Source organism: Variovorax sp. HW608, from assembly GCF_900090195.1.
Classification (GTDB): Bacteria; Pseudomonadota; Gammaproteobacteria; order Burkholderiales; family Burkholderiaceae_C; genus Variovorax.
Map to the genome: position 1 here is coordinate 2,772,385 of NZ_LT607803.1, position 24,976 is coordinate 2,797,360.

Annotated in this window: 24 protein-coding genes; 17 read left to right on the top strand and 7 right to left on the bottom strand. The window is 66.6% G+C overall.

The window, feature by feature from the left end; translation table 11 throughout:
• Positions 1-15: 15 nt before the first annotated feature.
• From VAR608DRAFT_RS13000 to VAR608DRAFT_RS13010, 3 genes are all read left to right on the top strand, one after another.
• Positions 16-1,455, top strand: coding sequence for an aldehyde dehydrogenase (locus tag VAR608DRAFT_RS13000; RefSeq protein ID WP_088954445.1), 1,440 nt, complete (start codon positions 16-18; stop codon positions 1,453-1,455).
• Between the two features lie 95 nt (positions 1,456-1,550).
• Positions 1,551-2,063 carry a polyketide cyclase gene (locus VAR608DRAFT_RS13005; protein ID WP_088954446.1) on the top strand — a complete coding sequence of 171 codons (513 nt, stop codon included), beginning with the start codon at positions 1,551-1,553 and terminating at the stop codon, positions 2,061-2,063.
• A 101-nt stretch (positions 2,064-2,164) separates the two neighbouring features.
• Complete coding sequence (locus tag VAR608DRAFT_RS13010) at positions 2,165-3,064, top strand: LysR family transcriptional regulator (protein WP_088958759.1); 900 nt, start codon at positions 2,165-2,167, stop codon at positions 3,062-3,064.
• A 15-nt stretch (positions 3,065-3,079) separates the two neighbouring features.
• Here VAR608DRAFT_RS13010 and VAR608DRAFT_RS13015 read toward each other — a convergent pair whose 3' ends face one another.
• The 4 genes from VAR608DRAFT_RS13015 to VAR608DRAFT_RS13030 all read right to left on the bottom strand — a co-directional run bounded on the left by VAR608DRAFT_RS13015 (position 3,080) and on the right by VAR608DRAFT_RS13030 (position 5,392).
• Positions 3,080-3,364 carry a hypothetical protein gene (locus VAR608DRAFT_RS13015; RefSeq protein ID WP_088954447.1) on the bottom strand — a complete coding sequence of 95 codons (285 nt, stop codon included), beginning with the start codon at positions 3,362-3,364 and terminating at the stop codon, positions 3,080-3,082.
• 73 nt (positions 3,365-3,437) lie between these two features.
• On the bottom strand, positions 3,438-3,986 hold the full coding sequence (locus VAR608DRAFT_RS13020; protein WP_088958760.1) for a nucleoside 2-deoxyribosyltransferase: 549 nt from the start codon (positions 3,984-3,986) through the stop codon (positions 3,438-3,440).
• 30 nt (positions 3,987-4,016) lie between these two features.
• The gene (trxC, locus tag VAR608DRAFT_RS13025) at positions 4,017-4,454 is read right to left on the bottom strand and encodes a thioredoxin TrxC (protein WP_088954448.1); all 438 of its coding nucleotides are present in this window, start codon (positions 4,452-4,454) and stop codon (positions 4,017-4,019) included.
• Positions 4,451-5,392, bottom strand: a complete 942-nt coding sequence (locus VAR608DRAFT_RS13030; RefSeq protein ID WP_088954449.1) for a LysR family transcriptional regulator — start codon at positions 5,390-5,392, stop codon at positions 4,451-4,453. Before VAR608DRAFT_RS13030 ends, trxC begins: the two co-directional genes overlap by 4 nt.
• 115 nt (positions 5,393-5,507) lie before the next feature.
• On the opposite strand from VAR608DRAFT_RS13030, the gene VAR608DRAFT_RS13035 reads away from it, so the two are divergent.
• Positions 5,508-6,353 carry an oxidoreductase gene (locus tag VAR608DRAFT_RS13035; protein ID WP_088954450.1) on the top strand — a complete coding sequence of 282 codons (846 nt, stop codon included), beginning with the start codon at positions 5,508-5,510 and terminating at the stop codon, positions 6,351-6,353.
• Here the strand turns inward: VAR608DRAFT_RS13035 and VAR608DRAFT_RS13040 are convergent.
• Together VAR608DRAFT_RS13040 and VAR608DRAFT_RS13045 are read right to left on the bottom strand one after the other, a co-directional pair.
• Entirely contained in the window at positions 6,350-6,703 is a 354-nt protein-coding gene (locus VAR608DRAFT_RS13040) for a putative quinol monooxygenase (RefSeq protein WP_088954451.1), read from the bottom strand. The two genes, VAR608DRAFT_RS13035 and VAR608DRAFT_RS13040, sit on opposite strands and share 4 nt — an antisense overlap.
• A gap of 124 nt (positions 6,704-6,827) precedes the next feature.
• The gene (locus VAR608DRAFT_RS13045) at positions 6,828-8,465 is read right to left on the bottom strand and encodes a 3-(methylthio)propionyl-CoA ligase (protein WP_172843847.1); all 1,638 of its coding nucleotides are present in this window, start codon (positions 8,463-8,465) and stop codon (positions 6,828-6,830) included.
• A 179-nt stretch (positions 8,466-8,644) separates the two neighbouring features.
• On the opposite strand from VAR608DRAFT_RS13045, the gene VAR608DRAFT_RS13050 reads away from it, so the two are divergent.
• The 6 genes from VAR608DRAFT_RS13050 (at position 8,645) to VAR608DRAFT_RS13075 (ending at position 16,038) form a co-directional block, all read left to right on the top strand.
• Entirely contained in the window at positions 8,645-10,165 is a 1,521-nt protein-coding gene (locus VAR608DRAFT_RS13050; RefSeq protein WP_088954452.1) for a DUF3300 domain-containing protein, read from the top strand.
• Between the two features lie 38 nt (positions 10,166-10,203).
• Entirely contained in the window at positions 10,204-11,097 is an 894-nt protein-coding gene (locus tag VAR608DRAFT_RS13055) for a DUF2950 domain-containing protein (protein WP_088954453.1), read from the top strand.
• Positions 11,098-11,120: 23 nt separating this feature from the next.
• A complete protein-coding gene (ppk2, locus tag VAR608DRAFT_RS13060) occupies positions 11,121-11,993 on the top strand; it encodes a polyphosphate kinase 2 (RefSeq protein WP_088954454.1) in 873 nt (290 codons plus the stop codon).
• 5 nt (positions 11,994-11,998) lie between these two features.
• Entirely contained in the window at positions 11,999-13,684 is a 1,686-nt protein-coding gene (locus tag VAR608DRAFT_RS13065) for a SulP family inorganic anion transporter (protein ID WP_088954455.1), read from the top strand.
• Between the two features lie 91 nt (positions 13,685-13,775).
• Positions 13,776-14,858, top strand: coding sequence for a 3-phosphoserine/phosphohydroxythreonine transaminase (gene serC / locus VAR608DRAFT_RS13070; RefSeq protein WP_088954456.1), 1,083 nt, complete (start codon positions 13,776-13,778; stop codon positions 14,856-14,858).
• Entirely contained in the window at positions 14,851-16,038 is a 1,188-nt protein-coding gene (locus VAR608DRAFT_RS13075) for a phosphoglycerate dehydrogenase (protein ID WP_088954457.1), read from the top strand. The genes serC and VAR608DRAFT_RS13075 overlap by 8 nt, the downstream gene beginning before the upstream one ends.
• A 22-nt stretch (positions 16,039-16,060) precedes the next feature.
• On the opposite strand, the gene VAR608DRAFT_RS13080 is transcribed toward VAR608DRAFT_RS13075, so the two are convergent.
• Entirely contained in the window at positions 16,061-17,344 is a 1,284-nt protein-coding gene (locus VAR608DRAFT_RS13080; RefSeq protein WP_231973478.1) for an ROK family transcriptional regulator, read from the bottom strand.
• Positions 17,345-17,523: 179 nt separating this feature from the next.
• On the opposite strand from VAR608DRAFT_RS13080, the gene VAR608DRAFT_RS13085 reads away from it, so the two are divergent.
• The 7 genes from VAR608DRAFT_RS13085 to VAR608DRAFT_RS13115 are packed head-to-tail and all read left to right on the top strand — an operon-like array spanning position 17,524 to position 24,971.
• Complete coding sequence (locus VAR608DRAFT_RS13085) at positions 17,524-18,801, top strand: ABC transporter substrate-binding protein (RefSeq protein ID WP_088954459.1); 1,278 nt, start codon at positions 17,524-17,526, stop codon at positions 18,799-18,801.
• 42 nt (positions 18,802-18,843) lie between these two features.
• A complete protein-coding gene (locus tag VAR608DRAFT_RS13090) occupies positions 18,844-19,791 on the top strand; it encodes a carbohydrate ABC transporter permease (RefSeq protein WP_197700518.1) in 948 nt (315 codons plus the stop codon).
• A 31-nt stretch (positions 19,792-19,822) separates the two neighbouring features.
• Positions 19,823-20,635 (top strand): carbohydrate ABC transporter permease, encoded by an 813-nt coding sequence (locus tag VAR608DRAFT_RS13095; RefSeq protein ID WP_197700519.1) that lies wholly within the window; start codon positions 19,823-19,825, stop codon positions 20,633-20,635.
• Positions 20,636-20,648: 13 nt separating this feature from the next.
• A complete protein-coding gene (locus tag VAR608DRAFT_RS13100; RefSeq protein ID WP_088954461.1) occupies positions 20,649-21,710 on the top strand; it encodes an ABC transporter ATP-binding protein in 1,062 nt (353 codons plus the stop codon).
• A gap of 18 nt (positions 21,711-21,728) precedes the next feature.
• Positions 21,729-23,189 (top strand): glycoside hydrolase family 5 protein, encoded by a 1,461-nt coding sequence (locus tag VAR608DRAFT_RS13105; protein WP_088954462.1) that lies wholly within the window; start codon positions 21,729-21,731, stop codon positions 23,187-23,189.
• An 11-nt stretch (positions 23,190-23,200) separates the two neighbouring features.
• Positions 23,201-24,298 carry a Gfo/Idh/MocA family protein gene (locus VAR608DRAFT_RS13110; protein WP_088954463.1) on the top strand — a complete coding sequence of 366 codons (1,098 nt, stop codon included), beginning with the start codon at positions 23,201-23,203 and terminating at the stop codon, positions 24,296-24,298.
• A gap of 31 nt (positions 24,299-24,329) precedes the next feature.
• The gene (locus tag VAR608DRAFT_RS13115; RefSeq protein WP_088954464.1) at positions 24,330-24,971 is read left to right on the top strand and encodes a ThuA domain-containing protein; all 642 of its coding nucleotides are present in this window, start codon (positions 24,330-24,332) and stop codon (positions 24,969-24,971) included.
• Positions 24,972-24,976 lie beyond the last annotated feature (5 nt).

A 24,976-nucleotide genomic window follows, 5' to 3' on the forward strand; every position in this document is an offset into this window, starting at 1 on the left:
TGGCGGAGACATTGCATGACGACCGAATACAGCAGCTTCTACATCGGCGGCGAATGGGTTTCGCCCGCCTCTTCCAGGCGTTTCGACATCCTCAACGCCGGCACCGGCCAACTGGAGGCGCGCGTGCCGGAGGCGGTCGAGGCGGACGTGGACCGTGCCGTGGCGGCGGCGCGGCAGGCCTTCGACCACTCCGGCTGGCCGACGATGGCGCCTGCGGAGCGCGCAGCGGTCATGGGGCGTTTTGCGCAAGGCCTGCAGAAGCGAAGCGCCGAACTGGCCAGCGCGGTGAGCCGGCAGAACGGGATGCCGCTGTACCTCAGCGAGATGCTGGAAGGTGGCTTCTCGGTTGGCGTGCTGGGCTACTACGCCGGCCTGGCGGCCAGCCCGGCCACGCCGGACACGCGTGCTTCGCAGATGGGAAAGGAGACCCTGGTCGAGCGCACGGCCATTGGCGTGGTCGCGGCGATCGTTCCCTGGAATTTCCCCGTGACCCTGGCGATGAGCAAGATCGCCCCCGCGCTGGCGGCCGGTTGCACCGTGGTCATCAAGCCCTCGCCGGGCACCGTGCTGGACAGCTATGTGATGGCCGAAGCCGCGCACGAGTCCGGCATCCCGCCGGGCGTGCTGAACTGGGTGCCCGCCGATCGGGCCGTGGGCGCCTATCTGGTCGCGCACCCCGGCGTGGACAAGGTGGCGTTCACCGGGTCCACCGGCGCGGGCCGCCTCATCGCGCGGACCTGCGGAGAACTGCTGCGGCCGGTCACGCTGGAGCTGGGCGGCAAGTCCGCCGCGGTGATCCTGGATGACGCCGACCTCGATGCCGTGCTGCAGGGCCTGCCGATGGCCAGCCTGCTGAACAACGGCCAGGCCTGCTACAACGGCACGCGCATCCTGGCGCCGGCCAGCCGCTACGGCGAGGTGGTGGAGGCCGTGGCCGGGCTGGCCAGGTCGTTCAAGGTGGGCGACCCGATGGACCGCTCGACCACCATGGGACCGATGGCGTCGTCGGCGCATCGTGATCGCGTCGAAGGCTACATCGCCAAGGGCAAGACAGAGGCGCGGCTGGTGGCGGGCGGCGGCCGGCCCGCGGGGCTGGAGAGCGGCTGGTTCGTCGAGCCGACCGTGTTCGCGGATGTGGACAACCAGTCGGTGATCGCGCAGGAGGAGATCTTCGGCCCGGTGCTCTCCGTCATCCGGTACCGGGACGATGCCGATGCCGTGCGCATCGCCAACGACTCCGGCTTCGGCCTGGGCGGATCGGTCTGGAGCGGCGATGCCGAGCGGGCGCTGGCCCTGGCGCGCAAGGTTCAGACCGGGACCATCGGCATCAATGGCTACATGCCGTCCGTCGGCGCACCCTTCGGCGGCATCAAGGCCAGCGGGATCGGGCGGGAATTTGCCCCGGAAACCATCGCCAGCTATCAGCAGCAGAAGTCGATCTACGTGATGGCTTGAGCAGTCCTGATATTGCGCAGCGTGATCGATCCAATAAGAAACAAGGATTGGATTTATTTCTGCGCAGGCGCCACCATTCCTGCATGTCCCAACAAATGAATTCCATTTCCTGGCCCGACGGCTATGTCCCGGGCTTCACCGAGAACTTCGCCTCCAACGAGGTCATCGTCGCCGGATTGAGTGCGGCGGACGTGTGGCCCTTGCTGAACACGCCCTCGCGCTGGCCGAGCTACTACGTCAACTCGGCCAACATCCGCTTTCACGATGACAAGGGCCCGCAGCTGGAACGCGGCGCACGCTTCTACTTCGAGACATTCGGCTTCCCCGTCGAGTCGCAGTGCAACGAGTACGTGCCGCCATCTGCCGGCCAGCCCGGCCGCGTGGCGTGGCATGGCTGGTCCGGCGAGGGCGAGACCCGACTGGACGTGCACCACGCATGGCTGGTCGAGGACCTGCCCGGAGGACGGGTGCGCATCCTCACGCAGGAGACCCAGAGGGGCAAGCCGGCCGAAGAACTTCATCATGCCAAGCCCAACCCGATGATCAACGGACATCAGGATTGGCTGGATGGACTTGTCGCTGCGGCGCGCGCCGGCAAGTCGGCCTGACAGGAAGCGGCCGGGCTCGTTCCGGAAACGCTGGAGGCCGTTCACGGACGATGCGCGCCGGCGGGCAGGACTTGCTTGCGCACAGTAAGCTCGCGGGCCACATGAAAGACCTCCGCAGCCTGGACCTCAATCTGCTCAAGGCGCTCGACGTCCTTCTGGACGAATGCAACGTGACGCGCGCCGCAGCCCGGCTGGGCGTCACGCAGCCCGCCATGAGCGGGATGCTGACCCGACTGCGGGACGCCTTCGACGATCCCCTCTTCGTTCGCGCCCAGCGCGGCATCGTGCCGACACGCAGGGCACTCGCCATCGCGCGGCCTCTGGGGCAGGTGCTCGAGGAAATCGGCGGACTGCTCCGAGCCCCCTCTTTCGATCCCTCGACCGCGCGGATGAACTTCACCATCGCCGCCACGGACTACGCGCTGCGGGCTGTCGCACTGCCTTTTCTCGCCAAGCTCAAGCCTCGCGCGCCCCACATCAGGGTGGCGCTCGTCGGCGTCGACGATGCCTTGGTGCAGACGCAGCTGGAGCGCGCCGAGATCGATGTTGCGCTGCTGACGCCCGAAACTGCGCCTGGCGACCTGCATGCCCGTGCGCTGTTCAAGGAGCACTATGTCTGCGCAGTGCGCGCGGATCATCCGGCTGCGGGAGGACGGCGCCTGACGCTCAAGAAGTTCTGCGCGCTCGATCACATGCTGGTGTCCTACACAGGCGGCAGTTTCCGGGGAATCACCGACGAAGTGCTCGATGCATTGGGCAGACAGCGCAATGTCACCGTGTCGGTCAAGAGCTTTCTGGTCGTGCCCGACCTGCTTCGAGCGAGCGACATGGTGGCCACCGTTCCCAGCCGGCTCGTTGCCGGTGTCGAGGGACTCGTGCTCTTTGCGCCGCCGATCGACATTCCCGGCTTCACCAAGAGTGCCGTCTGGCACGATCGCACGCACCGCGATCCCGCTCACCGGTGGCTGCGCCAATTGCTCTTCGACACGGCCGCCGATTGACAGGCCGGCGGGCGCTCAGCCTCCTTCGCAGACCACGCGCGCCTCGTGAACGAGGCGATCGCGCACCAGCGCGAGCGCTTCGTCGTCCTCGCTCGCCTCGCGCAGCGCCTTGACCATGTCGCGATGGTCGAGCACGAGCAGCATGCGGATCGCGTAGCACTCCGCCTGGGTGAACTCGCCGGCCTCGGTCAACGCCTCGAGCTTGAGGATCGCCTCGCGGGGTGCGAGAAGATTGATCTCGATCAGTTCGAGCACATGGTCGATCTGCCGGGCGTTCAGGACTTGTGGTTGGGACGACATCGGGGATTCCTCTCTCTGCTGCCCCTTGAGTCTCGGCCGCGACGCTTAAGCGGGCTGAACCCTGCCGTCACCTTCATGGACCGCCGCCCAACAGCCGGGCCATCCATGCGATCGCCGCTTCGGCATCCGGCGCGAGATGCGTGGACCGGGTGAGCATGAGGTTGAGCCGCTGGCCGAGTCCTTCCACCGTGGTTCCGTTGGCTGCTTCACGCAGCGCGCCCTCGGCATCCCGCTCGCAGGCGAGCATGGCGGCGACGCGCTCCGCATAGGTCCCGGGCGGCACCCCGTACACCACCACGGGCTTGCCGAGCGCCACCGCGAAGCCGACCTCGAAGACGGTGCCCGAATCCGGCTCCAGGCCGCGAAAGGACTGCAGGTTGGCGATGCATCCATCGGCATCGCGAAGCAGGGCGACGTTGCCGTCGTAGATGGCTTGCGCCCATTGGTCTTCGCTGTCTGCGGCGCTGCGCTGGATCGTCGCATCGATCGGCGCGACGCCGGCGAGCCCGGCGCGTTCGCAGCGGTTCTTCAGGTCCCTGAAGATGCCGTCGCGGTTCGGAAAAAAGACATCGGGGCCGGCAAGGTAGATGCGCGGCCGGAAGGCGGGTTTCTCTGGCGTCATCCGGCCGATGGTATCGGCCGGCAATGGCCGCTATCGCGCGTGGGCTTCGGTCCAGCGCACGATATCGGCCGGACCCATCGCGCCCGCCTGGCGCGCGATCTCGCGGCCGCCCCTGAAGAGCGCCAGCGTCGGGATGCTGCGGATGCCGAAGCGCGCGCCCAAAGACGGCACCGCTTCGGTGTCGACCTTCACGAGCCGCACGTTCGGCTCCAGCTGCGCGGCGGCCTGCTCGAAGCCCGGCGCCATCTGGCGGCACGGGCCGCACCACGGCGCCCAGAAATCGACCAGCACCGGGATCTCGTTGCGCGCGACGTGCCGGTCGAAAGCGGCTTCATCGAGCGCGGTCGAGTGGCCGGTGAACAAGGGTTGATGGCACTTGCCGCAGTCCGGCGCGCTGCCGAGCTGGTCGCTCTTCACGCGGTTGGTGGTGTGGCAGTGCGGACAGACGATGTGCAGCGAATCGGTCATTTCCCCGAACTGGGGCCGGAGCCTGCCATTGCAAGTCCCGCAAGCCCCGCCATCTCCCTCGCGAGATCGACGAAGACGCGCAGCTTGGGCGCCTCTGCGCCCCGCCGCGGGAAGTAGAGGAAGAGTCCGGGCTCCTCGAATGCCGAGGCCGGCAGGATCTGCCGCAGCCGCCCGTCGGCGAGCTCGGCGCGCACCAGCGGTTCGAAGATGTAGGCGATGCCGACGCCGGCGAGCGCGAGATCCTTGGCATACAGCGCGTTGGTGACGCGCACCGTGCCCTTCACTTCGACGGCCACATGGGCCTTGCGCTCGACCAGATCCCACGCGTAGGCGCCGCCCGACGTCACGAAGCGAAACCCGATGCAGTTGTGCCTCGCGAGCGCCGCGATATTGCGCGGCACGCCCGCCGATGCGAGATAGCCCGGCGAAGCCACCATGATCGCCTTGAAAGGCGGCGTGAGCCGGACCGCGACCATGTCCTGCGCGACCGTGTGGCCGAGCCGCACGCCGGCGTCCCAGCCGCCGGCCACGATGTCGGCCAGTCCGTCGTCCGAAGTCACTTCGACCTCCACGCCGGGATGGCGTCGCGACATCTCGGCCACCAGCGGCGTGATGGCCATCGGCAGCGCCACATGCGGCGCGTTGATGCGCAGCACGCCGCCGACCCGGCCAAAGCTCGCGCCGAAGCCATCGACCGCATCCGCGATCTCGGACATCGCCGGGGCCAGCACGTGCAGCAAGGCCTCCCCCGCCTCGGTGAGCCGTACGCTGCGCGTGGTGCGCGCGAACAGCGGCTGGCCGAGTTGCTCCTCAACCGCCCTCACCGCATGGCTCACCGCCGATGCGCTCATGCCGAGTTCGCCCGCGGCGGCCGCGAATCCGCCCCGGCGATGCACCGCGAGGACGATCGCGAGATGGGGAAGGAGCTGCCGGTCCATTCATGCATCGTATCGCACAGTGCTTGCTAATCGTGCGGTCTAGTCGATGAATGCCGATTGCGGAATAGTCGCTCCCATGCCCTGCCGGGCCCCACTCGCAGGAAAGGACTCCACCATGACCACTTCCGCTCAAGCCCGCACCTGGTTCATTACCGGCGCGTCGTCGGGCTTCGGACGCGCGTTTGCCGAACACGCCCTCGCCCAGGGCCACAACGTGGTCGCGACGGCACGCGACCCTGGCCGGCTCGCCGACCTGGCGGCGCTCGCGCCGCAGCGCGTTCTTGCCGCCGCGCTCGATGTCGATGCGCACGGCGCCGCCGAAGAAGCGGTCCAGGCCGCGATCGCGCGCTTCGGCCGCATCGACGTGCTCATCAACAACGCGGGCTACGGCGTGGTCGGCGCTTTCGAGGAAACATCGGATGCCGAACTGCGCGCGCTGATGGATACCAACTTCTTCGGCGCGATGGCCGTCACGCGCGCGGCGCTGCCCTTCCTGCGCGCGCAGCGCTCGGGCGCGATCGTCAACATCTCCAGCCTCGGCGGTCAGCTCTCTTTCGCGGGCTTCAGCGCGTACTCCGCGTCCAAGTTCGCGATCGAGGGTGCGTCCGAGGCGCTGGCGCAGGAAGTCGCTCCCTTCGGCATCAAGGTGCTGATCGCGGAGCCGGGCCAGTTCCGCACGCAACTCGCCGGCAGCGGCATGCGGCACATGCCCGTCATCGACGACTACCAGTCGGTGGTCGGCGCAACGCGCGAATTCGCCCGCGCGATGCACGACACGCAGGCCGGCGACCCGCGCAAGGCAGCGGCCGCGATCGAACACGCGCTGAACGCCGAACGCACGCCGCTGCGCCTGCAGCTCGGCGGCGATGCGGTCGATGCGGTGCGCGCGCACGCGCAGGCGCTGCTGAAGGAACTGGCCGAATGGGAATCCGTGAGCCGAGGCACGGACTTCGATCTTTAATCAGGCACCGTCCATTCGGCCGGAAGCGTCGCGACCACGTGCGGATCGGAGATCGCGTAATGGCGCACGCTCGGCTCGCGGTCGAACAGCTTGGGCACGTCGCCCGGATCGATGGTCGGCGCGGTGTGCGGATCGCCCGTGTGGGCGCGGATGCTTTCCATGGAATCCCAGACCGACACGACCACGACTTCGGTGGTCCCGTCGTTCAGATCCCTGAAAAGCGCTGCGGCGCGCTTGTTGCCCTTGGCCGCCCGCAGCCGCTTGAGCACCGTGGCATCCAGGTGGTCGCTGCACTCCCCGCGCAGTTCCGCTCGAATCCAGAATGTCCACGCACGCAAGATCTTGCCCATCTCGGCTCACTGATAAATATTGTTGATTTTTGGGAGCGGCATCTCGGCCGACGAAGCCTTTTATCGTACCTCGTCCGCATCGGCGACCCGCCGTCGGGCGGGTCGCGCTGGCGACGCCGCGCTTTCACGCAGTCGGCAGCTTGTAGTCGCGATATTGCTCGCGCAGCTTGGTCTTCAGCAGCTTGCCGGTCGCGGTGTGCGGCAGCTCGCCCACGAACACGACGTCATCGGGGAGCCACCATTTGGCGATGCGGCCCGCGAGGTCCTCTAGCACCGCGGCCTTGTCCACCTCCGCACCGGGCCGCCTGACCGCGATCAGCAGCGGCCGTTCGCCCCACTTGGGATGCGCCACGCCGATGATCGCGGCCTCGGCGATGCCGGGGCATCCCATGACGGCGTTCTCGACGTCGATCGACGAGATCCATTCGCCGCCCGACTTGATGACGTCCTTCGCGCGGTCCACCAGCTGCAGGAAGCCGTCGGGGTCGATGGTCGCGACGTCGCCGGTGCTGAAGAAGCCCTCCTCATCGGTCACCGCGCCGCCTTCGGCCTTGTAGTAGCCGCTCGCGATCCACGGACCGCGCACGCGCAGATGGCCGAAGGCCTTGCCGTCCCACGGCAGCGGCTTGCCGTCGTCATCGACGATCTTCAGGTCCACGCCCCACACGCCCCGGCCCTGCTTGAGCTTGATCTTCACCAGCTCTTCGTTCGGCAGCGAGGCATGCTTGGGCAGCAGCCTGTTGATCACGCCGATCGGGCTGGTCTCGGTCATGCCCCAGCCCTGGATGACCTCGGCGCCGAACTGGTTTTCGAAGCGCTCCAGCATCGCGCGCGGCACGGCCGCGCCGCCGATGCCCGCGCGCTTGAGCGACAGCGCACGCACGTCGACATCGGGGTTGGCATCGAGGTACTGGAACAGCATCAGCCACACCGTGGGCACGCCTTGCGAGAAGGTGACCCTCTCGTCCCGCATCAATTCATACACGCTCTTGCCATCGAGATACTGGCTCGGCAGCACCAGCCTGGCGCCGACCATCGCGGCCCCGTACGGCGCACCCCAGGCATTGGCATGGAACATCGGCACGATCAGCATCAGCGTCTCGCCGGAGTTGAGGCCGAAGGTGTCGGGCGCGAGTTCCATCAGCGCGTGCAGCACGGTGGAGCGGTGCGAATACAGCACGCCTTTCGGGTTGCCGGTGGTGCCCGATGTGTAGCACAGCGACGATGCGGTGCGCTCGTCGAACTCGGGCCACGGGTAATCCGTGCCTTGGGCGGCCACCAGTTCGTCGAAGCACTGCAGATTCGGCACGCCGATCGCCGGCAGGTGCTCGCGGCCGCACATCGCGATGAAATGACGCACCGACTTGAGTCTGGGCGCGAGCTTCTCGACCAGCGGCGCGAAGGTCACGTCGAAGCACAGCACCTGGTCTTCGGCGTGGTTGACGATGTAGTCGATCTGGTCCGGAAAGAGCCGCGGGTTCACCGTGTGCAGCACCGCGCCCGAGCCCGATGCGCCGTAGTACAGCGCGAGGTGCCGGTCCGAGTTCCAGGCCAGCGTGCCCACCCGGTCGCCCTGCCGCACGCCGAGGCCCTGCAGCATGCCCGCGACGCGCCGCGACTGGTCGCGGATGCCGCGCCAGTTCGTGCGATGGATCCCGCCTTCGGGGCGGCGCGAGACGATCTCCGTCTCGGGGTGAAAAGTGGCCGCATGCTCCACCAGCGATGAGATGAGAAGCGGTCGGTCCTGCATCAGTCCCAGCATGGGTATCTCCTTGTCCCCGGGGTGGCTGGCAACGGCCGTTGCCGCCTGCTTCGATCGTAGGCGCGATGCACCAATACCCAATTGCGGGGTTTGCCGGAGCCACGTATGCTGGCACGCCGGTCCGGGCCCTACCCTCGGCCCGGCTTCGGCGAGCTATTACAGGAAGAGGAGCGAATCACATGCGTTTTCTTTCCAACCGCCTCCTTCGGGCCCTCGTGCTGATGCTGGCGCTGCTTACGTCAACCGTGATGGCGCAGCAGTCGCAGCCCTTCAGCCGCGAGCAGCTCGATCAGATGATGGCGCCGATCGCGCTCTATCCCGATTCACTGCTGTCGCAGGTGCTGATGGCAGCGACCTACCCGGCCGACGTGGCCGACGCGGCCAAGTGGGCCAAGGCCAACCCCAACCAGAAGGGCGATGCGGCCGTGAAGGCGGTGCAGGACAAGTCCTGGGACCCGAGCGTGCAGTCGCTGGTCGCCTTCCCGCAAGTGCTGCAGATGATGGGCGACCAGCCCGACTGGGTGCAGAACCTCGGCGATGCCTTCCTCGCATCCTCCAAGGACGTGCTCGACTCCGCGCAACGGCTGCGGACCAAGGCGCAGCAGCAGGGCCAGCTCAAGAGCAACGAGCAGCAGAAGGTGATCGTCGAGCAGGAGCCGCAGACCCAGCAGACGGTCATCAAGATCGAGCCCGCGAATCCGGAGGTGGTGTACGTGCCCTCGTACAACCCGGCGGTCGTCTACGGTTCGTGGCCCTACCCCGCCTACCCGCCCTACGCCTATGCGCCGGCCCCGTACTGGTATCCGGGCGCAGCGCTCGCCACGGGGCTCGCGTTCGGCATCGGCGTCGCAGCCGTGGGCGCGCTCTGGGGCAATTGCAACTGGGGCGGCGGCAACGTCAACATCAACACCAACCGCTACAACAGCATCAACACCAACCGCCAGATCGCGGCCAACCAGAACAACTGGCAGCACAACGCGGCCAACCGCCGTGGCACGCCGTACCGCGACCAGCGCAGCCAGCAGCAGTTCGGCCGCAACGTGCCGGGTGCCGAGAACCGCGCCGATTTCCGCGGCCGGGACAACGCCGGGCGTGACGCGCAGCGCCAGCAGGCGCAATCGGCTCTGCAGCAGCGCGGCATGGACCCCGGCCAGGGGCGCGAGAACCTGCGCAACGACGCGGGCACGCGCGATCGCGCCCAGCGGGCTGCCGAGGGAACCGGCCGTGGCGATCGCGGCGGCGCTGGCGGCGATCGTGGCGGGCAGTTTGGCGACCGTGGCGGCGCTGGCGGCGATCGTGGCGGGCAGTTTGGCGACCGTGGCGGCGCTGGCGGCGACCGTGGCGGGCAGCTTGGCGACCGTGGCGGCGCGGGTGGCGGCGACCGCGGCGGCCAGTTCGGCGGCGGCGATCGCGGTGGCGCTGGTGCAGGTGCAGGCGGGCGCGGCAGCCAAGGCTTCGAGCAGGTCCAGAGCCGGGGTGGCGACAACGCGCTGCGCGGCGCGAACAGCGGCCAGGCGCGTCAGCAGATGGATCGCGGCGCGTCCAGCCGGCAGTCCATGGGCGGCGGCGCAGGCGGCGGTGGCGCACGGGCCAGCAGCGGCTTCAGCGGTGGTGGCGGCGCCCGGGCCGGCGGCGGCGGTTTCAGCGGCGGTGGCGGCAGAGGGGGCGGCGGCGGCGGTCGAGGCGGCGGACGCCGTTGATCGCCATGCAGCAATCCATCCCCGAACGAGGACACACCATGCCCCAAATCATCCGCATCAAGCATGCCGTCGCGATGGCCGTTGCGGCTGTCGCCCTGGCTTCGACCCCGGCGTTCGCACAGAAGAGCTATCCCAGCGCCGACGCCGCGGCGCAGGCCTTCTTCGATGCGATCGCGAACTACGACCAGAGCGCGCTGCGCGCCGTGCTCGGCGCCGACTGGAAGCGCTTCGTGCCGGCCGGCGAAGTCGACCGCGAGGACATCTACGACTTCCTGGCGGCCTACGCCAAGCAGCACAAGGTGGTGCCCGAGGGCGCCGACCGCGCACTGCTCTCGGCCGGCGACGCCGACTGGACGCTGCCCATCCCCATCGTCAAGAGCGCGGCCGGCTGGCACTTCGATCCGCCCGCGGGCGTGGACCAGATGAAGACCCGGCGCATCGGGCGCAACGAGCTCGCGGCCATGAACGCGGTGCTGGCCTACTTCGACGCCCAGAAGGAATACGCGCAGGTCGACCGCGACGGCGACGGCGTGCTCGACTACGCGCAGAAGTTCGCCAGCTCGCCGGGCAAGCACGACGGCCTGTACTGGCCCACCGCCGCCGGCGAAGCCGAAAGCCCGCTGGGCCCGATCTACGCACCGGCTCGCCCCGGCGAGGGCTATCACGGCTACCACTTCAAGATCCTGAAGGCGCAGGGCCCGAACGCGTCGGGCGGCGCCTACGACTACGTCATCGGCAAGCGCATGCGCGGCGGCTTCGCACTCGTCGCCTGGCCCGTGGCCTACGGCGAGACCGGCGTGATGAGCTTCATGGTCAGCCACGACGGCGTGGTGTACGAGAAGAACCTCGGCCCCAACACCGACGCGACCGTGCGCGCCATGACGCGTTTCGATCCCGACACGAGCTGGCAGAAGGTCAACGTGCAGCCCTAGTTCCATGACACGAGGAGATCGCCATGCAGAGAGACAAGAAGTCGAGCCGCAGCGAGGCCGAGCCGGTGGCGACGAAGGCCACGGAGCCGGCGCCCGAAGGCGCGGCGGCGAAGGCGGAATCGGGCCCGATGTCCACCAAGGCCTACGACAAGGCCATGAAGGAATTGCACATCGAGCTCGTGAAGCTGCAGGAATGGGTGAAGCACGCTGGCCTCAAGGTGTGCATCGTCTTCGAAGGGCGTGACGGCGCCGGCAAGGGCGGCACCATCAAGGCCATCACCGAGCGCGTGAGCCCGCGCGTGTTCCGCGTGATCGCGCTGCCCGCGCCGACCGAGCGCGAGAAGTCGCAGATGTACCTGCAGCGCTACGTGGTGCACCTGCCCGCGGCCGGCGAGATCGTCATCTTCGACCGCAGCTGGTACAACCGCGCCGGCGTCGAGCGCGTGATGGGCTTTTGCACCGAGCAGCAGGCCAAGGGCTTCCTGATGGGCGTGCCGCTGGTGGAGCGCGCCATCGTCGAATCGGGCGTGATCCTGCTCAAGTACTGGCTCGAGGTGAATCCCGACGAGCAGACCCGGCGCCTCAAGGGCCGCATCGAGGACGGCCGCAAGATCTGGAAGCTGTCGCCGATGGACCTCAAGTCCTACAACCGCTGGAACGACTACACGCAGGCGCGCGACGACATGTTCAAGGGCAGCGATTCCTCATGGGCGCCGTGGTACGTGGTGCGCTCGGACGACAAGAAGCGCGCGCGCCTGAACATGATCCGCCACATGCTCTCGCAGATCCCCTACCAGGAAGCCCCGCGCGAGAAGGTGAAGCTGCCCAAGCGCCACATCAAGAGCGGCTCGCACGACACGAGCTATCCGGTGAAGTACGTGCCCGAGGTGTATTAGCCGCAGTGGCCACCTCCCTTTCCCGCTGGCTTCCGGGCCTCGCGAACCTGCGCGGCTACGACGCCTCCACACTGCGCCACGATCTCGTGGCCGGCCTCGTGCTCACCACGATGCTGGTGCCGGTGGGCATCGCCTACGCGCAGGCCTCGGGCGTGCCGGGCATCTACGGGCTCTACGCGACCATCGTTCCGCTGCTGGCCTACGCGCTCTTCGGGCCGAGCCGCATTCTCGTGCTCGGCCCCGACTCGGCGCTCGTCGCCGTGATCCTGGCGGTGGTGATGCCGCTGTCGGCCGGCGATCCGATGCGCGCGATCACGATCGCCAGCGCGATGGCGCTGGTCTCGGGGCTGGTGTGCATCGGCACGGGCCTCGCGAAGCTGGGCTTCGTGACCGAGCTGCTGTCCAAGCCGATCCGCTACGGCTACATGAACGGCATCGCGCTCACCGTGCTCCTGAGCCAGTTGCCGAAGCTCTTCGGCTTCTCGGTCGACGGCGACGGCCCGCTGCGCCAGACCTGGGCGCTGCTGCAGGGCATCGCCGAAGGCAAGACGCATGGGGTGACGCTGCTCGTGGGCGCCGGCACGCTCGTCGCCATCCTGCTGCTGCAGCGGGTGCCGCGTGCGCCCGCGGTGCTGATCGGCGTGGTGGGCGCGACGATCGCCGCCGGCCTTCTCGACCTCGCGACGCGAACCGGCCTCAAGGTGCTCGGCCCGCTGCCGCACGGCCTGCCCTTGCCTTCGGTGCCGATCATCCAGCTCGATGACATCCGCCCGGTGCTGCTGGGCGGGCTCGCGGTAGCGATGGTTTCCTTTGCCGACACGAGCGTGCTGTCGCGCGTGTATGCCGCGCGCATGCGCTCCCCTGTCGATCCGAACCAGGAGATGGTCGGCCTCGGCATCGCGAACCTCGCCACCGGCTTCTTCCAGGGCATGCCGATCAGCAGCAGCTCGTCGCGCACGCCGGTGGCCGAGGCGGCCGGCGCACGCACGCAGGTCACGGGCATCGTCGGCGCGATCGCGATCGCGGTGCTGCTGATCGCCGCGCCCAACCTCATGCAGAGCCTGCCCACCGCGGCGCTCGCGGCGGTGGTGATCGCATCGGCCATCGGCCTCTTCGAGGTCACCGACCTGCGCCGCATCTACCGCATCCAGCGCTGGGAGTTCTGGCTGTCGATCGTCTGCTTCATCGGCGTCGCGGTGTTCGGCGCGATCCCTGGCATCGGCATGGCGCTGGTGATCGCGATCGCCGAATTTCTCTGGGACGGCTGGCGGCCGCACTCGGCGGTGCTCGGGCAGCCCGAGGGGGTGCAGGGCTTTCACGACATCACGCGCTATCCCCAGGCGCGGCGCATTCCCGGGCTGGTGATCTTCCGCTGGGACGCGCCGCTGTTCTTCGCCAATGCGGAACTGTTCCGCGACCGTGTCATGGATGCGGTGCAGACCTCGCCCACGCCGGTGCGCTGGGTGGTCGTCGCCGCCGAGCCGGTCACGAGCGTGGACGTGACCGCCGCCGACATCGTGGCGGAACTCGACGACAGCCTGCAGGCCGCAAGCATCGAGCTCTGCTTCGCCGAGATGAAGGACCCGGTCAAGGACAAGCTCAAGCGCTTCGGCATCTTCGCCCGCTTCGGCGCCGAAACCTTCTACGCGACGGTGGACGAGGCCGTCGCGGCGTACGAGCAGCGGGGCTGAACCGGACCGTTTTGTCACCCGGGCTAACGGCTCTTGTGGGACGCCCGGCGATGCGATAGGGTGCTCGCCCGCACCTTCTGGAGATTTCACGATGACCCGTGTCTTCAACTTCAGCGCAGGCCCGGCCATGCTGCCCGAATCGGTGTTGCGGCAGGCCGCCGACGAGATGCTCGACTGGCGCGGCAGCGGCATGTCGGTGATGGAGATGAGCCATCGCGGCAAGGAATTCATCTCCATCCACGCCGAAGCCGAGCGGCGGCTGCGCGAGCTGCTTGCGGTGCCGAAGAACTACAAGGTGCTCTTCCTGCAGGGCGGCGCGATCGCCGAGAACGCGATCGTGCCGATGAACCTGCTGCGCGGCCGCGAGAGCGCCGACTACATCGACACCGGCGAGTGGTCGAAGAAGTCGATCAAGGAAACGAAGAAGTACTGCCGGGTCAACGTCGCCGCCAGCAGCGAGAAGGACGGCTACACCCGCGTGCCGAGGCAGGAGACCTGGAAGCTCGACCCGAAGGCCGCCTACGTGCACATCTGCTCGAACGAAACCATCGGCGGCGTCGAATACCACTGGACGCCCGACACCGGCGACGTGCCGCTGGTGGCCGACATGTCGAGCAACTTCATGTCGAAGCCGGTCGACGTCAGCCGCTACGGCCTCATCTACGGCGGCGCGCAGAAGAACATCGGGCCGGCCGGCGTCACGGTGGTCATCGTGCGCGACGACCTCATCGGGCAGGCGCTGCCGATCACGCCCTCGGCCTTCGACTACAAGATCCAGGCCGACAACGATTCGATGTTCAACACCCCGCCCACCTACGCGATCTACATCGCGGGGCTGGTGTTCAACTGGATCGAGCAGCAAGGCGGTCTCGCGGCGGTCGAGGCGAACAACCGGCGCAAGGCGGCGGTGCTCTACGACCATCTGGAAACCACCTCGTTCTTCTACAACCCGGTGGCGCGCGAGGACCGCTCGCTGATGAACGTCCCATTCAAGCTGCGCGACGAGTCGCTCGACGCTGCCTTCCTCAAGGGCGCGGACGCGCGCGGCATGCTGCAGCTCAAGGGCCATCGCTCGGTCGGCGGCATGCGCGCGTCGATCTACAACGCGATGCCCATCGAAGGCGTGCAGGCGCTGGTGGCCTACATGAAGGAGTTCGAGGCCAGCCATGGCTGAGCGCCTCAGGATCCTGGTGCTCAACCAGATCTCCTCCAAGGGCCTGGCCCGCCTGCCGGCCGAACACTACCTCGCCGGCACCGACCTCACCCTGCCCGATGCGGTGCTGGTGCGCTCGGCGGACATGCACAAGATGGAGATCCCCGCCAGCGTGCGCGCCATCGGCCGTGCCGGCGCCGGCACCAACAACATCCCGGTCGATGCGATGAGCGCACGCGGCGTGCCGGTCTTCAACGCGCCGGGCGCGAACGCCAACGCGGTCAAGGAACTGGTGATCGCGGGCATGCTGATGGCCGCGCGGCAGCTCTCGGGCGCGCTGCGCTTCGTCGACGAGCTCGACACCGCGCACGCCGATCTCGACAAGACGGTGGAAAGCGGCAAGAGCGCCTTCGCGGGCTTCGAGCTCGCAGGCCAGACGCTCGGCGTCGTCGGGCTCGGCAAGGTGGGCTGCCTCGTGGCCGATGCGGCGATCAAGCTCGGCATGAACGTGCTCGGGCACGACCCCGAGATCACCGTCGATGCGGCCTGGAGCCTGCCCTCGCAGGTGAAGAAGGCCGCCAGCGTCGCCGAGGTGCTGCGCAGCGCGCATTTCGTGACGCTGCATGTGCCGCTGATGCCGGCCACGCGCAACCTCGTCAATGCCGACAACATCGGCCTGATGCGCACCGGCACCGTGCTGCTGAACTTCTCGCGCGACGGCGTGGTGGACAACGCGGCGGTGCTGGCGTCGCTTTCGGCCGGGCGCCTCGGGCACTACGTGTGCGACTTTCCGAGTGCGCTGCTGCATCGCCATGCGCGCGTGATCTGCCTGCCGCACCTCGGCGCATGCACCCGCGAGGCCGAGGAGAACTGCGCGGTGATGGTGGCCGACCAGCTCAGCGACTTCCTCGAGAACGGCAACATCGTGAACGCAGTGAACTTCCCCGGCGTGACGATGGCGCGCGAGTCGGCCTACCGGGTCGCGATCGCGAACGCCAACGTGCCGAACATGCTGGGGCAGATCTCGACCGCGATGGCGCAGGCCGGGCTCAACATCCACAACATGGTGAACAAGTCGCGCGGCGACATGGCCTATACGCTGGTCGATGTGGACAGCGCGGTGAGCGGCGAAGTGCTGGACCAAATCGGGGCGATCGAGGGGGTGCTGTCGGTGCGCTATCTGCCGCACGCGAGCGGCTGACCCAATTGATGCGGGTATCGAACTAACTGGCCGGAACGTATTGCGAATGAAGCGCAGGCTGGTGTGGATTGAGCATCGCGTGCAAGGCGTAGGCGGCGCCGCCAACGGCGGTCGCAAGGTCGGAGTAGCGCGCCGTCTTCACCACGGGGGCCGTGAGGCCGGCCCTTTGCGCGTACCGGGAAAGCACTTCGGTGGCCGCGTCGAGGAGCGTGTCTCCGCCAAGGGTCACGGTCTCGCCGCCCAGCACGATCACCTGCGGGTTGAAGGTGGTCCAGGCATTCTGCAGCAGCACGCCGAGATAGGCACCTGCTCTCGCGAAGGCGGCCCGGGTGGCAGGATCGCGGCTGCTCATGCGCGCGCGCAGCGCACGCCGGTCGATCACGTCGTCCTGGAAGCAACCCGCCGCGGCTGCGATGGCCTTGAGCCCGATGTACGCCTCCGCACATCCGAGGCGACCGCACGAGCAGGGCTGCCCTTCGATCACGAGCGTCGTGTGGCCGATCTCGCCGGCTGAACCGCTGGCGCCCGTGAACAGCGCGTGGTTGAGGATGATGCCCGCGCCGACGCCAACGCCGCAGCTGACGTAGACCAGCGGATCGTCGACCGGTCTCTCGCAGAACTCGGTCTCGCCGACTGCCGCCAGGTCGGCCTCGTTGTGATAGTAGACAGGGACGTCCGCCAGGCCCGCCTGTGCGAGTTCGGCGCCGAGCCGGCGGCCGATCTCGACATGCCGCCAGCCGATGTTCGGCGCGAATTCCAGCATGCCCGAACGCTTGTCGACCGGGCCATGCAGCCCGACGCCGATACCCAGGAGGCGCAAGCCGCCGCGGGCCATCTTGGCGGAAAGCGCCGTGGCCATCTCGACGAGCTGGTGGCATGCCTCGTCCGGATCCTTCGACCGAAGCGCGGCCTGGCTCGCCTCGAGGATTTCCCCGTGGATCGAAGTCGCGACGACCTGCACTGCGTCGGGTCCGAGGTCGACGCCGAGCAGGACCATGTCCTTCCCGGCGAGCTGCAAGGGCGTTGGCCGGCGTCCGACGGTGCCGGTGACGAACGCATCCGCCTCGACCAGCCAGCCTTCATCGATGAGTTCCTTGATGAGCAGGCTGACGGTCGACCGCGTCAGGCCGCTGCGCTCGGACAACCCGGCGCGCGAGATGCCGGCATGCTCGCGAAGCAGGCGGAGCAAGGCAATGCGATTGATGCTCTTGACGAGCGCCTGGTCTCCCTTCACCGGCGTCGGCTCAGGCGACGCGGCCTGGTCTTTCAGCGCGCTCTTGCGCCTTATGACTGATGGTCGAATCAATGCTCTCTCGTTTCGATTTTTCAGATGGGACATGGCGATCCTTGGCCGTCGTTGGCTCAGCGGAAACAGGTGCAAGCGTAGCGCCAATGGGGAATTCTGGCACCGTCAGTGTATTCCCTAGTGACCTCGCCATCGCCCGATGGCACATTTGTTTGGCCATCAAACAAATTGGAGACACGATGAGAAGCATCAAGTTGGTTTCTTCTGCGCTCGTCGCCGCGGGGATGTGGCTGTCCTCTGCCGGTGCCCTGGCCGACACGACGGTTCGTCTGATGCATGTCGACCAGAACCCCGATACCGGCGCCTTCTACAACGACGTGGCACGCCGTTTCGAATCGACGCACCCCGGTGTGAAGGTCGAGATCCAGTACCTCGAGAACGAGTCGTACAAGAAGAAACTGACCACGCTCCTCCAGTCGCCCGACCGGCCCAACATCCTGTACAGCTGGGGTGGCGGGACGATGCGGGACCAGATCAAGGCCGGCGTCGTCGAGGACCTCTCGGCGCCGATGGACGCGAAGTGGCGCGAGAGCTTCATGCCGGCTGCATTGCAGGCCTTTACCGTCAACGGCAAGGTGTACGGCGTGCCGCTGCAGCTGGGCCAGGTCGGGTTCTTCTACAACAAGGACCTCTTCGCGAAGGCCGGCGTCGATGCTGCGTCGATCAAGACCTGGGACGACCTGCTCGGTGCTGTGAAGAAGATCAAGGAGTCGGGAACCACCCCGATCATCGTCGGCGGCGGGGACAAGTGGCCGCTGCACTTCTACTGGTCGCATCTGGCCCTGCGGATCGGAGGCAAGGGTGCGTTCGACTCCGCCATGCAAGGCGAAGGCAAGGGCTTTGCGAGCGACACCTTTGTCCAGGCGGGCACCTTGTTCCAGCAGCTCACCGACCTGAAGCCGTTCCAGCCGGGCTACCTTGGCGCCACCTTTCCCCAGTCGTCCGGCCAGTTCGGCGACGGCAAGGGTGCCATGGTCCTGCAGCTGAACGGGATGCTCGGCTCGATGAAGGCGAACTCCGCGAACAAGCTCGGCATTCCCGAAGACAAGCTGGGCTGGTTCCCCTTCCCGGCCGTGGCGGGCGGCAAGGGCGACCCGAGCGACACCCTGGGCGGAATGAACGGCTGGCTGGTCACCAAGGGCTCGCCGAAGGAGGCCGCAGAGTTCCTGCGCTTCTTCTCGGAGGCAAATAACCAGCGCATCCCGGCTCAACGCGGCTCCTATATCCCCGTGGTGAACGGAACCCAGGATGCCATCGCCAACCCGATCCTTCGGCAGTTGGCGGAGAACGTCGCGAAGTCCCACTACCACCAGATCTATTACGACCAGATGCTTGGCCCGTCGGTCGGAGCGGTCGTCAACGACATCTCGGTCGATCTCGCCACCGGGAAGATGAAGCCGGCGGATGCCGCGGCCGCCGTGCAGGCCGCCTGGCAGCGCGCCAACAGCACCAACTGAGCGACCGCGCGACCACGACACAGGCGCAGGGAGGAATCAGACGTGACGACGATCGATCACAGTGCTGGCGCCATGCCCGCTGCCCCGACGGGCTTGGCGCGGGCCTGGCGCCGCAAGCCATCCAAACGAGTCGGCGGCACGACGACCGTGGTGCTGTTCTTTCTGCCGCCGGCGATCCTGCTGTTCACCTTGTTCGTTGCCTTTCCGATGGGGGCGGCCGGCTGGTACAGCTTCTTCAACTGGAACGGCTACGGCGTCCCGACGAATTTCGTCGGCTTGCGGAACTTCGTGGACCTGTTCCGGACCCCCGCGTTCCACACGGCCCTCGGCAACAACCTGCTGATCATCGTGGGGTCCCTGGCCGTGCAGTTGCCACTGGCCCTGGCGATGGCGGTGCTGCTTGCCGACAAGGTGCGCGGCACGAACACCTTCAGGTTGATCTTCTTCCTGCCGTACATCCTGGCGGAGATCGCGGCCGGGCTGATCTGGCGCTTCGTCTACGACGGCGACTACGGCCTCTTGGCCAAGGTCTGGGAATGGTTCGGAGCGAGCGCGCCCTACGTGCTGTCCGAACCCGAGCTAGCCATGTACGCCATCCTGGTCGTCGTGATCTGGAAGTACTTCGGCTTCCACATGATCCTGTACATCGCCGGATTGCAGCAGATCGATCGAAGCCTCTATGAGGCCGCCCGCATCGACGGCGCGTCGCGCTGGCAGATCTTCACTCGCATCACGGTGCCATTGCTGGGCTCGACGATCAGGCTGTCGGTGTTCTTCGCGATCCTCGGATCGATCCAGCTGTTCGATCTCATCATGCCGCTGACCAAGGGCGGTCCGTCCGACAGCACGCAGACCATGGTGACCTTCCTCTACAGCTACGGCGTCACGCGCATGGAGATCGGATTCGGCAGTGCCGTGGGCGTCGTCCTGTTCCTGATCTGCGTGGTCTTCGCCTTTGGCTACAAGCGGGTCCTGATGCGCCATGACTAGTCACGATTCATCCGCGCCGAAGTCCGCCGCCATGTCGCCGGTCGTTCGCTACGCGGCACTCTTCCTCGTCGCCGGCCTGGTGCTGATCCCGCTGATCGCCACCGTGCTGGGCGGATTCAAGACGCTCGGGGACCTGCGGGTCAATCCGTTCGGATTCCCGGCGCAATGGGAGTGGCGCAACTACTGGGACATCCTCGGCGGAAGCCGCTACTGGCAGCTGATGGGCAATTCCGCCGTAATCGCGGTGCTGACGGTCATCCTGACCGTGATGGTCTCGGCAATGGCGGCCTTCGTGTTCGTGCACATCAAGTTCTTCGGCTCGACCTTCCTCATCAACTACCTGCTTCTCGGACTGATGTTCCCGGCGGCAACCGCAATCTTGCCGCTCTTCATCCAGATCCGGGACCTGGGCCTGCTCGACAACTACTGGGGCGTGGTCCTGCCGCAGGTCGCCTTCGGCCTGGCGTCGAGCATCCTGCTGTTTCGCAACTACTTCAAGCAGCTGCCGGCCGAACTGTTCGAAGCGGCATTGATCGACGGCTGCGGCTACTTCAGGTTCTTCTGGCACATCGTGCTGCCGCTGTCGCGCCCCATCCTGGCGACCGTGGCGGTGATCGTCTTCGTGCACAGCTGGAATTCGTACCTGCTTCCGCTGGTGGTCTTCAACCGCGAGACGCTCTACACCTGGCCGCTCGGGATCATGGCCTACCAGGGCGAGTTCTCGACCGACTGGAACCTGGTGCTGGCATTCATCACGCTCACGATCCTTCCGGCCGTGATCATGTTCTTTGCCGCTCAGAAGCACATCGTTGCCGGCCTGACCTCCGGCTCTGTCAAAGGCTGAGAAGGATCCATCCATGTCTTCGGTGAGTATCAGAAAGGTCCAGAAGGACTATGGCCCGGTGTCCGTCATTCGCGGCGTCGATGTCGAGATCGACGACGGCGAGTTCGTGATCCTGGTCGGCCCCTCCGGCTGCGGGAAGTCGACGCTGCTGCGGATGATCGCCGGACTGGAGGACATCTCGGGCGGAGAGATCCGCATCGGCGAGCGGGTGGTCAACGATCTCGAACCCAAGGCGCGCGACATCGCGATGGTGTTCCAGAGCTATGCGCTCTATCCGCACATGACGGTCGAGCAGAACATGGCCTTCTCGCTCAAGATGGCTGGCGCGAAGAAGAGCGAGATCGACCCGAAGGTCGCGCGTGCGGCCAAGATCCTGAGCCTCGAGCCGCTGCTGGGCCGCCTGCCGAAGGAACTCTCCGGTGGCCAGCGCCAGAGAGTCGCGATGGGCCGGGCGATCGTCCGCGACCCCAAGGTGTTCCTGTTCGACGAGCCGCTGTCCAACCTGGACGCCAAGCTCCGGGTGCAGATGCGCACCGAGATCAAGGCGCTGCACCAGCGCCTCGGAACCACCATCGTCTACGTGACCCACGACCAGGTCGAGGCCATGACGATGGCCGACAAGATCGTGGTCCTGCACGACGGCGTGGTCGAGCAGGTCGGCGCCCCGCTCGACCTGTACGACCGTCCGGCCAACCTCTTCGTTGCCGGCTTCATCGGCAGCCCCGCGATGAACCTGCTCAAGGGCAAGGTCGAGCGCGAAGGCTTCGTGGTCGACGGAGCGGGCAGCCTCACCCTCCCCTTCTCGAACGCACCGACAGCGAGGCCGGGACTGCCGGCGGTCTACGGCATCCGGCCCGAGCACTTCATGCTCGACGACGCGGGATTCCCGATCACGGTGGAAGTGGTCGAGCCGACCGGCTCGGAGACGCAGGTGATGGCGCAGATCGGCGGACAGCCGATCACTGCGGTCTTCCGCGAGCGAGTCACGGCCGGGCCCGGCGAAATCATCCGCATCGCTGCACAGGGCGAACACGCGCATCTGTTCGACGCGGCGACCGAGCAACGAATCAACTGATCAACAGGAGCGAAAGCAATGGAATTTCTGAGCGTGAAGGGCAACCAGATCGTCGATGCGAAAGGCAAGAGCGTGCGGCTCAAGGGCACCTGTGTCGGCGGCTGGATGAACATGGAGGACTTCATCAACGGGTTCTCCGGCGCGGAGCACACCTTGCGCTACGAGATGGCCGAGGTGCTGGGCAAGTCGAAGGCCGAATTCTTCTTCGAGCGCTTCCACGATCACTTCTTCAACGAGTCCGACATCGAATACCTCAAGAGCCTTGGCACGACGGTGGTCCGGCTGCCGCTGAACTACCGGCACTTCGAGGACGACAACAGGCCCTTCGTCTACAAGGAAGCCGGATTCCAGCGGCTGACGCAGGTGCTCCGGTGGTGCGAGAAGCACGGCCTCTACGCCATCCTCGACCTGCACGCGGTGCAGGGTTGGCAGAACGTGCATTGGCATTCGGACAACGCCAACCGGCACAGCCTGTTCTGGAACCATGCGCATTACCAGGACCGGTTCATTGCGCTGTGGAAGGAGATCGCCACGCGATACAGGGACGAGGCCGTCGTCGCGGGATTCAACCTGATGAACGAGCCCTGCGTGAACAACCAGTTCGGCGACCTGCCGTGGAACATCCACAAGAACTATCGTCCGGACTGGGACCTGATGAATGCGGTCTATCGACGGGCGGTCGCCGCAGTGAGGGAGATTGATTCGAAGCACATCATCTTCCTCGAAGGCGATCGCTATTCCTACCTCTTCGACGGCCTGGAAGCGCCCTTCGCAGACAACCTCGTCTACAGCAGCCACAACTACACCATCGCGGGCTTCGGCCCGGGCCAGTACCCCGGCACGATCGATGCGGGTCAGCCCCGGAGCGATGGCCCGGAGCACTGGGACCTCGCAAGGCAGGAACTCGAGTTCACGAACCACGAAGGCACCGTCTTCACGAAGAAGCACGACGTTCCCCTGTGGGTCGGCGAGTTCGGCTCGGTCTACAACGGCGGGCTGGAAGCAGTGCCCGATCGCCTGCGCGCGATGGACGACCAGATCGGCATCTTCGAGCGCCATGGCGCGCACTGGACCACCTGGACCTACAAGGACGTCGGCGTGATGGGCCTGGTGACCCTCGACCCCGAATCGGAGTACCGGCAACGGGTGGGCGACTTCATCCGCAAGAAGGAACAACTGGGCGCGGACGACTGGATGGTGTGGATGCCACAGACATCGGTCAAGCAGGAAACCGGCAAGCTGGCGCAGCAGATCTACGACGTCATCGGCGACGACGAGATCACCCAGGTCTACAACCGCAAGTGCTTCAGCTCGGCGGTGCTCTGCTTCTACACCAGCGCGCTGATGCAGCAGACCTACGCCCGCCTGTTCAAGGACTTGTCCGAATCGCAGATCGATCGAGTGCTCTCCTCGTTCTCGCTCAAGCAGTGCAAGGTGAACAACGAACTCGCCGGCATCGTGAAGAAGTATTCCGCGTAGAGGATCACTTCATGGACAAGGTTGGAATCGGCTTCATCGGCTGCGGGAACATCAGCGAGGCCTACTTGAAGGCCGCAGCGAAGTTTCCGATCCTCGATATCCGGGGCGTTGCCGACCTGAAGCCCGAGGCGGCGCAAGCGCGTGCCGCGCAGTTCGGACTCAAGGCTGTTTCTGTCGACGCACTCCTGCGCGACCCTGCGATCGAGATCATCGTCAATCTCACGATTCCGGCAGCGCATGTCGAAGTCGGCCTGATGGCGATCGCCGCCGGGAAGCATGTGCACTCCGAGAAGCCGCTGGGCCTCACGGCATCGCATGCGCGCGCGCTGCTCGAAGCCGCCGACAAGCGCGGCCTTCGCGTCGGCTGTGCGCCCGACACCTTCCTCGGCGGGGCGCACCAGACGTGCCGCAAGCTCGTGGATGAAGGCGCCATCGGCAAGCCCGTGGCCGGCACGGCGACCTTCATGTGTCCCGGCCATGAGCGTTGGCATCCGAATCCCGCCTTCTACTACGCCGCGGGCGGCGGGCCGATGCTCGACATGGGGCCCTACTACATCACGGCGCTGGTCAACCTCATCGGACCGGTCGCTCGCGTCTCCGGATCGACCTCGCGAGTGCGCAGCGAACGCCTCATCACCAGCGAGCCACAGAAGGGCACGAAGATCGACGTCGAAGTGGCCACCCATGTGGCCGGAACGATGGAGTTCGCGTCGGGCGCCATCGTGTCGATTGCCACCAGCTTCGACGTGCCCAAGCACCGGCATGTGCCGATCGAGCTCTACGGCACCGAGGCCAGCATGATCGTGCCCGATCCGAATCATTTCGGCGGCACCATCCAGCTCGCCCAGGCCGGGCAGGAGTGGGCCGACCAGCCGATCGGACACGCCTACGGAGACGGCAACTATCGAAGCATCGGCGTGGCCGACATGGCGCATGCCATTCGGGCCGGCCGTCCGCACCGCGCATCGGGCGAACTGGCCCTTCACGTGCTCGAGGTGATGGAGGCGTTCGAGACCTCGTCTCGATTCGGCCGCCACGTGAGCATCGAGACCCGACCGGAACGGCCGCAGATCCTGCCGACCGCCTTCTCGGCCGGCGGTCTCGGCTGAATCCATCCGTGAACTGAACAAAGGCAAACGAATGCGTGAAGCCATGATCGTGTGGGGCGGCTGGATGGGGCACGAGCCCGACCAGGCCGCGAAGATCGTCTCGGACATGTTGACGAGGCACGGCTTCGAGGTCCGCGTCGAAACCTCGACGAAGGCCTTCGCCGACCCCGCCATTGCGGACCTGAGCCTGATCGTTCCGATCATCACGATGGCGAAGATCGAGAAGGACGAACTCGCCAACCTGACCGCTGCGGTGCGCGAAGGCGTCGGCCTCGCAGGCTTTCATGGCGGGATGTGCGATGCCTTTCGCGAGGCGGTCGACTACCAGTTCATGACCGGAGGCCAGTGGGTCGCCCATCCCGGCAACGTCATCGACTTCCGCGTGAACATTGCCAAGCCCGACGATCCCGTGATGGAGGGCATCGGCGACTTCGACTATCGCTCGGAGCAGTACTACATGCACGTCGACCCCTCGAACGAAGTGCTGGCGACGACGACCTTCAGCGGCGAGCATGCGCCATGGATCGAAGGCGTGGTGATGCCGGTGGCATGGAAGCGCCGGCACGGCAAGGGCCGCGTCTTCTACAGCGCGCTCGGCCATGTCGCCAGCGAATTCGAGGTGCCGCAGATGCGCACGATCCTCGAGCGCGGAATGCTCTGGGCGGCACGCTGACACAA

Excerpts from the sequence above, each read along its gene's own strand:
- VAR608DRAFT_RS13000 (WP_088954445.1), top strand. The coding sequence starts at position 16 with ATGACGACCGAATACAGCAGCTTCTACATCGGCGGCGAATGGGTTTCG.
- VAR608DRAFT_RS13005 (WP_088954446.1), top strand. The coding sequence starts at position 1,551 with ATGAATTCCATTTCCTGGCCCGACGGCTATGTCCCGGGCTTCACCGAG.
- VAR608DRAFT_RS13010 (WP_088958759.1), top strand. The coding sequence starts at position 2,165 with ATGAAAGACCTCCGCAGCCTGGACCTCAATCTGCTCAAGGCGCTCGAC.
- VAR608DRAFT_RS13015 (WP_088954447.1), bottom strand. The coding sequence starts at position 3,364 with ATGTCGTCCCAACCACAAGTCCTGAACGCCCGGCAGATCGACCATGTG.
- VAR608DRAFT_RS13020 (WP_088958760.1), bottom strand. The coding sequence starts at position 3,986 with ATGACGCCAGAGAAACCCGCCTTCCGGCCGCGCATCTACCTTGCCGGC.
- trxC (WP_088954448.1), bottom strand. The coding sequence starts at position 4,454 with ATGACCGATTCGCTGCACATCGTCTGTCCGCACTGCCACACCACCAAC.
- VAR608DRAFT_RS13030 (WP_088954449.1), bottom strand. The coding sequence starts at position 5,392 with ATGGACCGGCAGCTCCTTCCCCATCTCGCGATCGTCCTCGCGGTGCAT.
- VAR608DRAFT_RS13035 (WP_088954450.1), top strand. The coding sequence starts at position 5,508 with ATGACCACTTCCGCTCAAGCCCGCACCTGGTTCATTACCGGCGCGTCG.
- VAR608DRAFT_RS13040 (WP_088954451.1), bottom strand. The coding sequence starts at position 6,703 with ATGGGCAAGATCTTGCGTGCGTGGACATTCTGGATTCGAGCGGAACTG.
- VAR608DRAFT_RS13045 (WP_172843847.1), bottom strand. The coding sequence starts at position 8,465 with ATGCTGGGACTGATGCAGGACCGACCGCTTCTCATCTCATCGCTGGTG.
- VAR608DRAFT_RS13050 (WP_088954452.1), top strand. The coding sequence starts at position 8,645 with ATGCGTTTTCTTTCCAACCGCCTCCTTCGGGCCCTCGTGCTGATGCTG.
- VAR608DRAFT_RS13055 (WP_088954453.1), top strand. The coding sequence starts at position 10,204 with ATGCCCCAAATCATCCGCATCAAGCATGCCGTCGCGATGGCCGTTGCG.
- ppk2 (WP_088954454.1), top strand. The coding sequence starts at position 11,121 with ATGCAGAGAGACAAGAAGTCGAGCCGCAGCGAGGCCGAGCCGGTGGCG.
- serC (WP_088954456.1), top strand. The coding sequence starts at position 13,776 with ATGACCCGTGTCTTCAACTTCAGCGCAGGCCCGGCCATGCTGCCCGAA.
- VAR608DRAFT_RS13075 (WP_088954457.1), top strand. The coding sequence starts at position 14,851 with ATGGCTGAGCGCCTCAGGATCCTGGTGCTCAACCAGATCTCCTCCAAG.
- VAR608DRAFT_RS13085 (WP_088954459.1), top strand. The coding sequence starts at position 17,524 with ATGAGAAGCATCAAGTTGGTTTCTTCTGCGCTCGTCGCCGCGGGGATG.
- VAR608DRAFT_RS13095 (WP_197700519.1), top strand. The coding sequence starts at position 19,823 with ATGTCGCCGGTCGTTCGCTACGCGGCACTCTTCCTCGTCGCCGGCCTG.
- VAR608DRAFT_RS13100 (WP_088954461.1), top strand. The coding sequence starts at position 20,649 with ATGTCTTCGGTGAGTATCAGAAAGGTCCAGAAGGACTATGGCCCGGTG.
- VAR608DRAFT_RS13105 (WP_088954462.1), top strand. The coding sequence starts at position 21,729 with ATGGAATTTCTGAGCGTGAAGGGCAACCAGATCGTCGATGCGAAAGGC.
- VAR608DRAFT_RS13110 (WP_088954463.1), top strand. The coding sequence starts at position 23,201 with ATGGACAAGGTTGGAATCGGCTTCATCGGCTGCGGGAACATCAGCGAG.
- VAR608DRAFT_RS13115 (WP_088954464.1), top strand. The coding sequence starts at position 24,330 with ATGCGTGAAGCCATGATCGTGTGGGGCGGCTGGATGGGGCACGAGCCC.